The sequence below is a fragment of the Mycobacterium sp. SMC-11 genome (assembly GCF_046250095.1).
Lineage (GTDB): Bacteria > Actinomycetota > Actinomycetes > Mycobacteriales > Mycobacteriaceae > Mycobacterium > Mycobacterium heraklionense_A.
On the sequence record NZ_CP176430.1, the window covers coordinates 2,211,836 to 2,224,793 of the forward strand.

At 67.0% G+C, this 12,958-nt stretch carries 8 protein-coding genes; 2 read left to right on the plus strand and 6 right to left on the minus strand.

The genetic code is table 11. From position 1 onward, the window contains the following. Window positions 1-74: 74 nt before the first annotated feature. Window positions 75-1,709 (plus strand): hypothetical protein, encoded by a 1,635-nt coding sequence (locus ACKY0X_RS10295; protein WP_409429334.1) that lies wholly within the window; start codon window positions 75-77, stop codon window positions 1,707-1,709. Between the two features lie 140 nt (window positions 1,710-1,849). Continuing rightward, on the plus strand, window positions 1,850-3,454 hold the full coding sequence (locus tag ACKY0X_RS10300; protein WP_409429335.1) for a hypothetical protein: 1,605 nt from the start codon (window positions 1,850-1,852) through the stop codon (window positions 3,452-3,454). A gap of 28 nt (window positions 3,455-3,482) precedes the next feature. On the opposite strand, the gene ACKY0X_RS10305 is transcribed toward ACKY0X_RS10300, so the two are convergent. From ACKY0X_RS10305 to ACKY0X_RS10330, 6 genes are all read right to left on the minus strand, one after another. Next, the gene (locus tag ACKY0X_RS10305; protein ID WP_409429336.1) at window positions 3,483-5,612 is read right to left on the minus strand and encodes a substrate-binding domain-containing protein; all 2,130 of its coding nucleotides are present in this window, start codon (window positions 5,610-5,612) and stop codon (window positions 3,483-3,485) included. A 67-nt stretch (window positions 5,613-5,679) separates the two neighbouring features. After that, window positions 5,680-7,866, minus strand: coding sequence for a malate synthase G (locus ACKY0X_RS10310; RefSeq protein WP_409429337.1), 2,187 nt, complete (start codon window positions 7,864-7,866; stop codon window positions 5,680-5,682). Between the two features lie 49 nt (window positions 7,867-7,915). After that, on the minus strand, window positions 7,916-8,806 hold the full coding sequence (locus ACKY0X_RS10315; RefSeq protein WP_409429338.1) for a 3-methyladenine DNA glycosylase: 891 nt from the start codon (window positions 8,804-8,806) through the stop codon (window positions 7,916-7,918). Further along, a complete protein-coding gene (locus ACKY0X_RS10320; RefSeq protein ID WP_409429339.1) occupies window positions 8,799-9,869 on the minus strand; it encodes a hemolysin family protein in 1,071 nt (356 codons plus the stop codon). Before ACKY0X_RS10320 ends, ACKY0X_RS10315 begins: the two co-directional genes overlap by 8 nt. After that, entirely contained in the window at window positions 9,862-11,208 is a 1,347-nt protein-coding gene (locus ACKY0X_RS10325; protein ID WP_409429340.1) for a hemolysin family protein, read from the minus strand. Before ACKY0X_RS10325 ends, ACKY0X_RS10320 begins: the two co-directional genes overlap by 8 nt. A 55-nt stretch (window positions 11,209-11,263) precedes the next feature. Further along, the gene (locus tag ACKY0X_RS10330) at window positions 11,264-12,700 is read right to left on the minus strand and encodes a GuaB1 family IMP dehydrogenase-related protein (RefSeq protein ID WP_409429341.1); all 1,437 of its coding nucleotides are present in this window, start codon (window positions 12,698-12,700) and stop codon (window positions 11,264-11,266) included. Window positions 12,701-12,958 lie beyond the last annotated feature (258 nt).

A 12,958-nucleotide genomic window follows, 5' to 3' on the forward strand; every position in this document is an offset into this window, starting at 1 on the left:
TCTCAGCTAGAGCAAAAAAGGGTCTAGGATCCCCTTAACCAATTCATGGTTGAGGTGCGCATCTAGGAGGACTCGTGCAGGAGCCCCTTTCTCGCTCCTGCGTCACCGCCGGCATCGCGCTCGTTGGTGCGGGGATCGTCACGGTCGCTCCGGTTGCGGTGCCGCCGGCCTCCGCGGTTTCACCTGGCGTGGCGCTGTCCACGTCGTACGGCGAGCTGCTCTCCAACACCTGGGACAACATCGAGCGCATCAGTGCGCACGCCGACTGGTCGGCGATCTCGCAGCTGTTCACTGCGATGTTCTCCAATCCGGTCGGGCTGATCGGAGCGGCCAGCAACTTCACGTTGGGTGTGGACACCGACACCTCGTCGCTGCCGGCGACGCTGTCGGTGCAGCTGTCGCCGGGGCTGGAATTGCTGATCGCGGGGCTGGCCTCGCACGTGGCGACGCTGGACGCGTTGTTCGGTGTGGTCGACGATCTGGGTGACCCCGGCACCGCATTCACTGCGCTGTTCAACGCGCCGGCCACGCTGCTCGACGCCCACCTCAACGGCCAGCACAACCTCTCCTTGCTGGGCGGCATCATCAGCATTCCGGTGTTCAACGGGGTTCTGGCACCCGAGCAGAACCTGGAGATCGACCTCAATTTGTCCAGGCTGCTGGAGATGCTGGGGTTGGGCACTCCGGATCTGAGCAACCTGAACCTCGACGGCGTGATCGACCAGATTCGTCTTGGCACCCTGACCGTGGAGGGATTGCTCAGCGGCCTGGGGTTCAGCGAAGAAGGCGTGGGGGACCTGCTGAAGCTGGCCACCAACGTCAGCACGCTGGGAGAGTTACTCGACTTCTTGGGCCTGGGCGACTTGGGACTGAGCCGCTACAGCCTGACCGCTCTCCTGGGCGAACTGGGCCCCAACACCGACTTCTACCGCAATATCGATCTGGATCTCCCGCTCGGCAACTTCGGGCTGGTCGACGTGCTGAGCGCCTTCGGGATCGACGCCCAGATTCCGGTGGGCCTGGGTCAGGTGCTGGTCGGTCTCGGCGGCGGCGACCTGGCCGGCGAACACCTCGGCAGCCTGCTGTCGGACGTCGGCCTGCTCCCTCACCTCCTGAGCTGGCTCAATGCGACCGCGGCTGACCTCTTCGACCCCATTCCGCTGATAGGGCCGTTGCTGACCGACCTGGTCAGCGGCCTCGTGGGAGCCGATGGCCTGGAAGCCCTGCTCAACACCTTCACCGTCGGCGATCTGCTGGGCGACCTGCGCATCGATGACACCGTCGGTTCGCTGTTGGGGAGCGTGGGCAGCGCGTTGCAGTTCGTCGGCAACCTGACCATCGGCGGCTTCCTGGAAGATCTCGGCTTCACCGATTCCCTCGGCGACCTGACGCTGCGCGACGTGCTCAACGGCCTCGGGGGTGCACTCGGCGGCGTATTGACCGATGGCCCGCTCGGGTTGGACCTGACCTGGCTGTTGAACGGCTTTGACGTCGGGGACCTGGTCGGCTTTCTGGGCCTTGACGGCCTGTCGCTCAACCTCGGCGACCTCGTCGGAGACTGGGTGAACCCCTACCTCGCCGACCTCCTCGAGGGCTTCGTCCAGGGGCAGGTGAACCTGGCCGGCGCCACTGTCGGCTCCTTCGGCGGCACGTTCACCGAACTGTTCGTCAGCATGCCGCAGCAGCTCCTGGCGATGCTGGGCGCGTAGCGGCGCTCGTAACACCCGCGGCAGTACTGCGGGGCACTGAAATTACCAGCAAAAAAATTCAGTGGAATCTCAAGTTAATCCCTAAACGGGTTTACGCTGAACTCATCCGAATCGTGATTAACATCATCTGAGGAGAGATCATGCAACAGCTCACTCTTCGCCCGTACCTCACAGTCGGCGTCGCCGTCGCAGGTGCCGGGATGCTCGCGGTCGTGCCGGTCACGCCAGTATCTGCGCCGGACCTCTTACCAGCCGGTGCGTCTGCTGTAGCGCTGACCACCTCCTATACAGAGTTGTTCACCAACACCTGGGACAACCTGCAGAACATCAGTGCACACGCCGACTGGTCGGGGATCTTCCAAGTCTTCACCGCGATGTTCACCAACCCGCTTGGCGTGATCGATGCCGCCACCGACCTCACACCGACGGTGGATACCGACATCACATCGCTGCCGGCGACGGTGTCGGTACAACTGGCGCCGGCCATGGAGTTACTGATCGCCAATCTCGGATCGCAGGCGGCGACCCTGAACGCGATCAACAGCGTGATCACCGAGCTGGGCGACCCGGCGACCGCATTCACCGCACTGCTCAACGCGCCGGCCACCGTGCTCAACGCCTACCTCAACGGCCAGGACAACCTGAGTCTGCTGGGCGGCATCATCAATATCCCGGCGTTCAACGGCATCCTGGCGCCAGAGCAGAACCTGGAGGTCGACCTCAACCTGAGCAAACTGCTGGACGCCTTCGGGCTGGGCAACCTTGATCTGACCAATGTCAACGTGGGGGCCTTGATCGACCAACTCGGCTTGGGCGATCTGACCCTGGGCGGACTGCTCAATGAGCTCGGGATCAGCGGTGAGGGCTTGGGTGACCTGCTGAAGCTCGGGAGCAACATCTCCGACCTGGGCGGACTGCTCGACTTCTTGGGCCTAGGCAACCTCGGGTTGGGCAGCCTCAGCTTGACCGGCATCCTGAGCGGGCTGGGCCTGGACACAAACGTCGACCTGAACAGCCTGAGCCTCGACGACGTGCTGAACGCGTTCGGCATCAACACCGAAATCAACCTCGGCCTGGCTCAATTGCTGACGAATCTGGGTTTCGGAGGTCTGGTCGACTCCTCGCTGGGGTCGCTGCTCGAAGGGCTGCCGGGAGGTGTGCTCACCGATATCACCGGAATCCTGAACTCCGTCCTGGCGACCATCATCAACAGCCTGCCGCTCCTCGGGCCCCTTCTTCAAGAGGTTCTCGATGCCGTCGTCCTTACCCCGCAGAACCTGATCGACGCGCTGAACACCGTCACCTTCGGTGATCTGTTGGGCGGTCAGAGCATCGATGGGACCGTCAGCTCGCTGCTGGGCGCTCTCGGGGTATCGCTGCCGACCGGCGACCTCACCATCGGCGGAATTCTGGAAGGTCTCGGCTTCGCCGACTCCACCGGCGAGCTGACGCTGAGCGGCTTGCTGGGCGGACTAGGTGGTGGACTGCTCGGACTCGACGTCACCGGCCTGTTGAACGGCTTGGATCTCGGTGGCCTGATCAGCGGTCTGGGCCTCGACAACTTGCCGCTGAACCTCGGTGACTTGGCCGGTGACCTGTCGAACCTGAACCTCGGTGAGCTGCTCGATGATCTCGGCTTGGGCAACTTGGACCTGGCCAGCATCAGTGTCGGCTCGTTCGGCGGGATGATCACCGAACTGCTGGTCACCGTGCCACAGCAGATCCTGGACGCACTGGGCGGGTAGCGTAGCCGGGCGTCGGCCTAGCGGTGCGTCAGCTCAGCAGTGAGTTCAGCGCACCGGCCAGTTCGGGGGAGTTCGCCCCGCGCAGATTCTGGTACGTGCCACCGGAGAGGTGTGCCACCGACTGCCAGGTCGCTTGGTCGGCGTCCGTGCCGAAGTCGATGACGTTGACCGCCACCGGTCGCTCCGGATCGGTGTTGGCCCGGATGAAGTCCTGGAGCCCGGGGCCGTCCAAAGTCCGGTCGGTGTGCGGACCCGCGGTGATGACCAGTACCGAATTGGCCTGCCCGGGCTGGTAATTGGCCAAGGCCTGGTTGTACACCAGACGCAGCGTCGTAAACGACACCGCACCTCCCGGCGTCGAGCTCAGGTCGTTGAGCTCGCTGACCAAGGTCTCCGCGCGAGTCCCGCCGTTGAGCCGCTCGTCCAGCGGGCCGCCGGTCACCACATTGCGGCCCTCGGTGCCGTCGAAGGTCCACAGGCCCACAGACGAATTCGGGGACAGGCCCTTGATTCGTTGATCGAGCGCCGCGATCACGTGGGCCAGCCGGCTCTTGCCGCCTTCGTCGGTGGTCATCGACTGGTCGAGCATCACCGTGACGGCCGCACTGCCCGGCAAGGTGGTCAGGGCGTTGGCCAGCGCGGCGCGCGTCGCATCGTCGCCGGCCGACAGCGTGTCCGACACCGCCGGGAAGCCGGTCACCTCGCTGCTGGGCGGTTCGACACCCTCAACGCGGAATCCGGCTTTGGCCAGCTCTGCGAGCTGGTCGGGCTTGCGGGCGAAGCGCGCGAATTCGCTGGCGGCGCTGACCTGTTCCTGCGACAACCAGGAACCGGCGAGCAACACGGTGGGGTAGTCGGCGACCGGCACCGGACCCGGCGGCCGCCAGGATGCCAGCTGGGTCGCCGGATCCGACAACGACTGGCCACGGGTGAACAGTTGCTGCTCGGTGGTCACCACCGCGTGCACCGGTGCCGCCGCCAGATCTCCCTGGCGCAGAAGCACGTTCAACGCTTCAGCGAGCGAAGCGTCGACGAGCTTGGGTTCTCCGCCCGCGAGCCGGTGCACCCCACCGACCCCATCGATGATGGGTGCGCCCTTGGGGGCTACTCCGGCAGCCACCGCCTCGCCGGCCAGGAAGGCGGCGTCGCCGTTGCCGCCGATCGGCAGCGCCAGCCGCAGCGACCCCCAGCCGGCCAGCCCGAGATGGCCCAGTCCGTCAGGGTCGGACTGCAGGTCGGGCAGACTCGCCCAGCTCTGCTTCTGTAACGCGCTTTTGAGTTCGGGGCGGATCGCCAACAACACCGGTGAGGTGACCAGAGAACGACTGTCGCTGACCGTTTCCGCCCCCGTGGAGGCCTGCAGCCGGGCCGTGGAGACCGAACTGCCGGGAATCCACAGCGCCGGGCGTTGCCCGAGTTGCGCGGGCCAGTCGCCGATGAAACCGCTGACCACGGCATCGGAATCGACCGGCTTGACCTGCACCGACACGCAGCGGTCGCCGATCGGCTTGGCGGTCTTGTTGAACCTGTCGGCGAAGCCCTGTACGTGGTCGGCGATCGTCGGGTCCGCGACCACGGCCACCGTCAGCTCACCTGCCGGGCAGTTGCCGGCGGCGACGGCGGAACGATGCGACAACGAGTTGCCGAAGAAGCGCCACAGGATCACCGCACCCACGATGACGATCACCGACACCAGCGCGGCGATCACGCCGACGCTGACGCCGCGCGGACCGGAGTCGTTGCGATGCCGGCGCCACCGCTCGAGGTTGCGGTGCCCGCCGCGTTGCTCGTCTTGATCCGCGACCGATGACTCGCCGGCCACGCCGCCGATGGCGCCGAAAGGACCGGTGCGGTAACGCGATTCTTCATCAGGCTCACCGCCGCGACGCATGTACTGCGCCGGATCGGCATCGTCGAATCCAGCCTCGAATCCGGCGTCGTCGTATCGCGCGCCCAATCGCGGCTCGCGGTATCCGGCGTCATCGGAGAACGACTCGTCGTAGAACGCGTCGTGATAGTCGTCGACGTAGTCGTCATCGTCCGGGTCGCCGAAGCCGAACAGGTCGGGGCCGTCGGAAAGGTGGCTGTCGTCGGGCTCGCTGCCGCCCACCGGCTCGTCGTCGGAATCGTCCGGGCCGGGGAAACTGTGCCTACCCACGGTCGGTGCGTCCTCTCCGCCTGGTCAGATGTCCGGCCACGGTGATGTCCATCGGGTCTGCGTTGGGTCAGATACCGGCCTGGGCTTTGAACTCCCGCCGGCGCCGGTGCAGGATCGGCTCGGTGTAGCCGTTGGGCTGGGTGGTGCCCTCCAGGATCAGCTCCCGGGCCGCGGCGAACGCGATACTGGACTCGAAATCGGGGGCCATCGGCAGGTAGTTCGGGTCACCCTCGTTCTGGCGGTCCACCTTCGGTGCCATCCGCTCCAGGCTGGACTGCACGTCATCGGCGGTGATCACCCCATGCCGCAACCAGTTCGCCAACAGCTGCGACGAGATCCGAAGCGTGGCACGGTCTTCCATCAGCGCCACGTCGTGGATGTCGGGAACCTTCGAGCAGCCCACACCCTGGTCGATCCAGCGCACCACGTAGCCCAGGATCGACTGGCAGTTGTTGTCGACCTCTTCGCGGATCTCGTCGGGGGCCCAGGCCAGACCCTCCGACAGCGGGATGGTCAGCAGCGCATCAATTGTCGCGCGCCGCTTTCCGGCCAGTTCCTTCTGCACCTCGAACACGTCCACCTGGTGGTAGTGCATCGCGTGCAGGGTGGCGGCAGTGGGGGAGGGCACCCACGCGGTGCTCGCACCCGAGCGCGGGTGACCGATCTTCTGGGTGACCATGTCGGCCATCAGGTCGGTCATCGCCCACATGCCCTTGCCGATCTGCGCGTGGCCGGTCAAGCCGGTGGCCAATCCCGCATCGACGTTGTTGTCTTCGTAGGCCAGGATCCACGGCTGCGACTTCATGCTCGCCTTGCGGACCATCGGCCCGGCCTCCATCGACGTGTGGATCTCGTCGCCGGTGCGGTCCAGGAAGCCGGTGTTGATGAACACCACCCGGTCGGCGGCGGCCTTGATGCACGCCCGCAGGTTGACCGTGGTGCGCCGCTCCTCGTCCATGATGCCGATCTTGAGGGTCTTCTGCGGCAGACCCAGGACATCTTCGACCCGGCTGAACAACTCGGCCGTGAAAGCGACCTCGTCCGGACCGTGCATCTTGGGCTTGACGATGTAGATCGACCCGGTGCGGCTGTTGACCAGCGGCCCGTTGTCGTCGGAGGCGGTCAGGCCGTGCGAGGCGATCAGCCCGGTGAACAGCGCGTCCTGGATGCCCTCGAACACCTCTGCGCCGGCGCTAGAGACGATCGCGTCGTTGGTCATCAGATGACCCACGTTGCGAACGAACATCAGGCTGCGGCCCGGTAAGGTCAGGGTGCCCCCGTCCGGTGCGGTGAACTCCCGGTCGTCGGCCAGGGTACGAGTGAAGCTCTTGCCGCCCTTGCTGACCTGCTCGGACAAGTCACCGCGGTTCAGACCCAGCCAGTTGCGGTAGCCGAGCACCTTGTCCTCGGCGTCGACCGCGGCCACCGAGTCCTCGAAGTCCATGATCGTGGTGACCGCCGATTCGAGCACCACGTCCTTGATGCCGGCGGCGTCGGTGGAGCCGATCGGCGACGTCGGGTCGATCAAGACTTCGATGTGCAATCCGTGGTGGGACAGCAGCACCGACGACGGCGAGGCCGCCTCACCGGTGTAGCCGACGAATTCCGCAGGAGCGGCGACCGCGGTCTCCAGGCCGTCGCCCAGCGTGACCACCAACGCGCCGTCGTTCACCGCGAAACTCTTGACCTCGGTCCAGGCGCCGTTGGCCAGCGGCACGGAGTCGTCGAGGAACCGGCGGGCGTAGGCGATCACCTTGTCGCCGCGCACCGGGTTATAGCCGGTGCCCTTCTCGGCGCCGTCGTCTTCGCTGATCACGTCGGTGCCGTAGAGGGCGTCGTACAGGGAGCCCCAGCGGGCGTTGGCGGCGTTGAGCGCGAACCGGGCGTTGAGCACCGGAACCACCAGCTGCGGGCCGGCCTGCGCCGCGATCTCGTCATCCACACCGGCGGTGGTGACCGTGAAGTCCTCGGGTTCGGGGAGCAGGTAGCCGATCTCGGTGAGGAAGGCCCGGTACGCCTCGGTGTCCAGCGGTTCGATGACCCGGTGCCGGTGCCACTTATCGATCTGCGCCTGCAGTTCGTCGCGCCGCGCCAGCAACTCCTGGTTCTTGGGCGTCAGATCGGTGACGACTTTGTCCACGCCGGCCCAGAAGCTGTCGGGGTCGACACCGGTACCCGGCAGGGCCTCGTCGGTGATGAAGTCATACAGCACGCGTGCGACCTGCAGGTCGCCCACCGACACCCGGTCCGTCATGATTTCCTCCCTCATAGCCGATCTACCACCTTACCGGCAGGTCGCGAGGCTATTCGCATCCGGCGATTTCTGTCAGCTGGTCGCACCGATCCAACAGTGCGGCCCGCAGCGGTGCGGCGCGGTGCGCGATCTCGCTTTGGTAGCGGACGTATTCGGCACGGCCGGCCGCGCTTTCGATGGTGATCGGTGCATAACCGTAATCGCTCAGGTCATAGGGGCTGGCGCGCATGTCGATCTCGCGCGCCGACGCAGCCAGCTCCAGGCAGGCCAACTGTAGTTCGGAGTCGATCAGCGGACCCAGCTTGTAGCACCACTTGTAGAGGTCCATGTTGGCGTGCAGGCAACCCGGCTGCTCCCAAGCGATTTGGGTGGCCCGGCTCGGCGTCCCGGCGTTGCGCGGCGCCGCGGCCGGGGTGAAGAAGCGCACCGCGTCGAAGTGGGTGCAGCGCAGCGGGATTGATTCCACCACCGCGTCGGTCTCAGCCGCGCTGAGTCGAAGTGGAACATGACCGTGCCGCACGGCTTCCGGTGTCGAGGCGCGATACACCATTGCCCACTCGTGTAGGCCGAAGCAGTTCAGCTGGGCCGGCCGCTCGCCGGTGGCGCGCAACAGCCGTGCGATGAACGTCACGGTGTCGGCTCGCTCACGCAGGTAGTCCTCGGCCACGCCGACCTGGCCGCCGCGCACCGCGTAGCCGCGCCGTGCGCGGTAGTCGCGCACCGCCTCCGGCCCGGCGAGTGCCACCCCGAAGCCGGGATTCCAGCTGCGCAACTGCGCCGGTCGCAGGCTGTAGTAGCTGAACAGGAATTTCGGCACCGGATCGCCGGCCGCGATCCGGCGCAGCAGCGGGGCCAAAAAGTCCTCAAGGCGCTGCCGGTATGCCTCGGCCCGGGCCTGCCACTGCCTGCCTTCCAGAACCCGTTCCGCCAGGTCAAACACGGTGCGTCCCGTCGCGGACGGTGCCGACGACGTCCTCGACCATGTCTTCGAGGGTCACCATCGCCACCGCCGTACCGTCCTCGGCGACCGCCAGCGCCAGATGGCTGTTACGGCGGCGTAGCCGGGACAACGCATCGGCTAGCGGCAGGGAGGCGGGGATCCGCGGCAGGGGGCGCACAACGGCGGCGTCGACAACGGCGTCCCCCGCCGCCGCTGGCCCGGTTGGGGTCTCGCTGAGCAACAGCACATCCTTGATGTGCAGGTAGCCGACGAATTCGCCCTGGTCGACCACCGGGAACCGGGAGTAACCGGTCTGGGCAAAGGCCTTTTCGATAGCCGCGACGGTCGGGCCGCACCCGGTAGCTGCCACCGGCACGGCACGAATGTCGCCGATCGGCAGTGCGACATCGGCGACCACCCGGGTGCGGATCTGCAGGGCGCGGGTCAATCGGGTGTATTCCTCGAGGTCGAGCAGGCCCGCCGAGACCGACTCGGCGATCATCTCGCTCAACTCGACGGTGGATACCGTGATCTCCAGTTCGTCCTTGGGCTCCACCCGCATGGCGCGCAGAGTGACGTTGGCGCACCAGTTGTAGAAGACGATGAACGGCCGGGCGGCCGCCATGTAGACCAGGTAGGGCGGGATCAGCAGCATCGCCGCCGTCTCCGGGCCCGCCAGGGCGATGTTCTTGGGCACCATCTCGCCCAAGAGCAGATGCAGCGCCACCACGATCGTCAACGCGACGACGAACGCCACCGTGGGCAGCAGCTGATCCGGGATTCCGGCCAGCCGAAACGCGGGCGCAAGCAGGTCGGCGACGGTCGGCTCACCGATGCGGCCGAGCAGGATCGAACACACCGTGACGCCCAATTGTGCTCCGGCCAACATTCGTGACAGCTGCTCACCGGCCCGGATCACCGCAACCGCACTTTGCCTGCCCTGTTCGGCCAGCGCCTCGAGCCGGTCGCGTCGTGCCGAGATCAGCGAGAACTCGGCGGCGACGAAGAAGGCGTTCGCCGCGATCAGCAGCACGGTCAGTGCGATGTTGAACAGATCACCCATTGCGTGCCCCCAAAGGGGTGAGCTCCAGTAGGTCGATACGTCGGCCGTCCATCCGGACCACCCGGGCCAGCCAGCGTGGCGGGTGCGCGGAGAGCTCGTCGGGGTCGAACGCGGTCAGTTCGACGGTCTCGCCGGCCTCCGGAATGTGGCCGAGCTCCTGCAGTACCAGTCCGCCGATGGTCTCGTAGGAGCCCTCCGGTGCGCGGTAGCCGGTGGCGGCGGCCACCTCGTCGATGCGCAGCAGGCCCGATACCTGCCAACCGCCGCCGGAGGCCACCACGTCGGGGGTGGCGTCGTCGTGTTCGTCGCGGACATCACCGACGATCTCCTCGATGAGGTCTTCGACCGTCACCATCCCGGCGGTGCCGCCATATTCGTCGACGACCATGGCCGCCTGCTGCCCGTTGGCCCGGATCTGTTCCATCACGGCGTCGCCGTCGAGGGTCGAGGGCACCACCGCGACCGGTTGGGCCACGGTCGTGACCGGGGTCGATGCGCGATCGGCGACGGCGACCGCGAACACCTGCTTGACGTGAACGATGCCGACGGTGGCGTCCAGATCGCCGTCGACCACCGGAAACTTGGAGAAGCCGGTGTCGATGGCGACCGCGGCCAGATCGGCGACGGTGTCACCGGCGTGCAGGCTGACGATCTTGGATCGCGGCGTCATCAGCTCGGCGGCGGTCAGGGCACCGAATCGCAGCGAACCCTCCACCAATGCGGCGGTTGTCGGGTCGAGGGCACCGCTGCGCGCGGAATTGCGCACCAGCGACGCCAACTCGCGCGCCGAGCGCGCCGAGGCCAGCCGGTCTGCGGGCTCGATCCCGACCCGGCGCAGGATGCGGTTCGCCGTCCCGTTGGTCACCCTGATCGCGATCGCGAACAGTCGGGAGAACAGCAGCTGCGGCCCCGCCACTGCCCGGGCGATCGGCAGCGGGCGCGCCACGGCCAGGTTCTTGGGCACCAATTCGCCAAAGACCATGGACAACGACGTGGCGATCACCAACGCGAGGACCAGCGCAATCCCGCCAGTCATCCGCTCGGGCAGGCCCACGGCCACCAGCGGGAGGCGCAGCCAGCGGGCTAGCACCGGTTCAGCCAGATAACCCGTGGCCAACGTGGTTATCGAGATGCCCAGTTGGGCGCCGGACAGCTGAAATGACAGCGTGCGGTGGGCTTCTTGGATGTAGCTGTCCCGACGGCCACCGCGACGGGCGTTGGCCTCCACGACGCTGCGTTCCAGGGTGGTCAGGGAGAACTCGGCGGCAACGAACACCGCGGTGCCCAGGGTCAGGATCGCGAACGCCAGCAGACTGGCCACCGTGACAGCGATGGTCATGGCGACATCCTGCGAGCTGTCGCGAAGCCGTTACGCCTGCTCGCGCCCATGGGTCTCACCAGCCGAACGGTAGCGGATGGCCCTCGGCGAATCCCGCAGCCGACTGCACTCCCAGCACCACCCGGTCATGTAGCTCGGCCAGGTCGGCTGCTCCGACGTAGGTGCAGGTGCTGCGGAGGCCGGAGGTGATGTGGTCCAGCAGATCCTCGACGCCGCCGCGTTCGGGGTCCACGGCCATCCGCGATGTCGAGATGCCTTCCTCGAACAAAGCCTTGCGGGCGCGGTCGAACGCGCTGTCCGCGGCAGTGCGCGCGGCCACCGCGCGTTTGGACGCCATCCCGTAGCTTTCCTTGTACGGCTTGCCGTCGCGGTCGAACATCAGATCGCCGGGGGACTCGTAGGTCCCGGCGAACCACGAGCCGATCATCACGTTCGACGCGCCCGCCGCCAGAGCCAGCGCGACATCGCGGGGATGGCGCACCCCGCCGTCGGCCCACACGTGTGCGCCGAGTTCGCGCGCCGCGTCCGCACATTCGACGACGGCGGAGAACTGGGGGCGGCCCACCCCGGTCATCATCCGGGTGGTGCACATGGCGCCGGGCCCGACGCCGACCTTGACGATGTCGGCGCCCGCGGCGATCAGATCCCGGGTGCCCTCGGCCGACACCACATTGCCGGCCACCAGCGGCACCCCCGGCTTGAGTGCCGCGACCGCGCGGATGGCCTGCAAGGCCTTTTCCTGATGCCCGTGGGCGGTGTCGATGACCAGTAGGTCCACTCCGGCCGACAGCAGGGCTGCGGCCCGGGACGTGACGTCGCCGGTGATGCCCACTGCGGCGGCGACCCGCAAGCGCCCGGATCCGTCGGTCGCGGGGGTGTAGATCCCGGCCCGAATCGCGCCGGTGCGGGTCAACACGCCGGCCAGGGTGCCGTCGGGATTGGTCAGCACCGCGACATCGACCGGCGCATGCTCCAAAAGATCGAACACGGCGCGCGCATCGGTGCCGACCGGTGCGCTGATCAGCTCGGCGAGCGCGACATCACGGACTCGGGTGAAGCGATCCACGCCCTCGCAGCACGCTTTGGTGACCAAGCCGGTGGGCCGGCCGTCGACCACCACGACCGCGACGCCATGCGCGCGTTTGGTGATCAAGGCCATCGCGTCGGACACCGAGTCTTCGGGAGAGAGCACGACCGGGGTGTCGGCGACCAGGTCGCGACTTTTCACGAAGGCCACGGTGTGGCGCGCGGCGTCGATCGGCAGATCCTGGGGTAACACCACGATCCCGCCGCGGCGCGCCACCGTCTCGGCCATCCGTCGGCCGGCCACCGCGGTCATATTGGCCACCACCACCGGGATCGTGGTGCCCGACCCGTCGCGGGTGGACAGGTCAACGTCCAGGCGTGAGGCGACGGCCGAGCGGTTGGGGACGATGAAGACGTCGTTGTAGGTCAGGTCGTGGGTGGGGTCATATCCGCTGACGAATCTCATCGGGCGGCCACCACCGGTCTGTCGGGTTCCGAAGAGCCCATCTATTCGCCTCCACACGTCGTGAGCCGGATCCGGCATCCGCCGGGCGACACCGCCCGGTCAGCCACGCTACCGCCCGCGCGACGACGGCGGCCAGGGGGCGGGCACCACCTGACGAAGTTCCCCGCGGGTGTCGAAACAAAAATTGCCTCTCCGCGCACCGGGATCCGACCCGGCCGGCTCGGCATTCGTCGATCTGCTGGCGCGGATCGGAGGTGC

Excerpts from the sequence above, each read along its gene's own strand:
- ACKY0X_RS10300 (WP_409429335.1), top strand. The coding sequence starts at position 1,850 with ATGCAACAGCTCACTCTTCGCCCGTACCTCACAGTCGGCGTCGCCGTC.
- ACKY0X_RS10310 (WP_409429337.1), bottom strand. The coding sequence starts at position 7,866 with ATGACGGACCGGGTGTCGGTGGGCGACCTGCAGGTCGCACGCGTGCTG.
- ACKY0X_RS10320 (WP_409429339.1), bottom strand. The coding sequence starts at position 9,869 with ATGGGTGATCTGTTCAACATCGCACTGACCGTGCTGCTGATCGCGGCG.
- ACKY0X_RS10325 (WP_409429340.1), bottom strand. The coding sequence starts at position 11,208 with ATGACCATCGCTGTCACGGTGGCCAGTCTGCTGGCGTTCGCGATCCTG.
- ACKY0X_RS10330 (WP_409429341.1), bottom strand. The coding sequence starts at position 12,700 with ATGAGATTCGTCAGCGGATATGACCCCACCCACGACCTGACCTACAAC.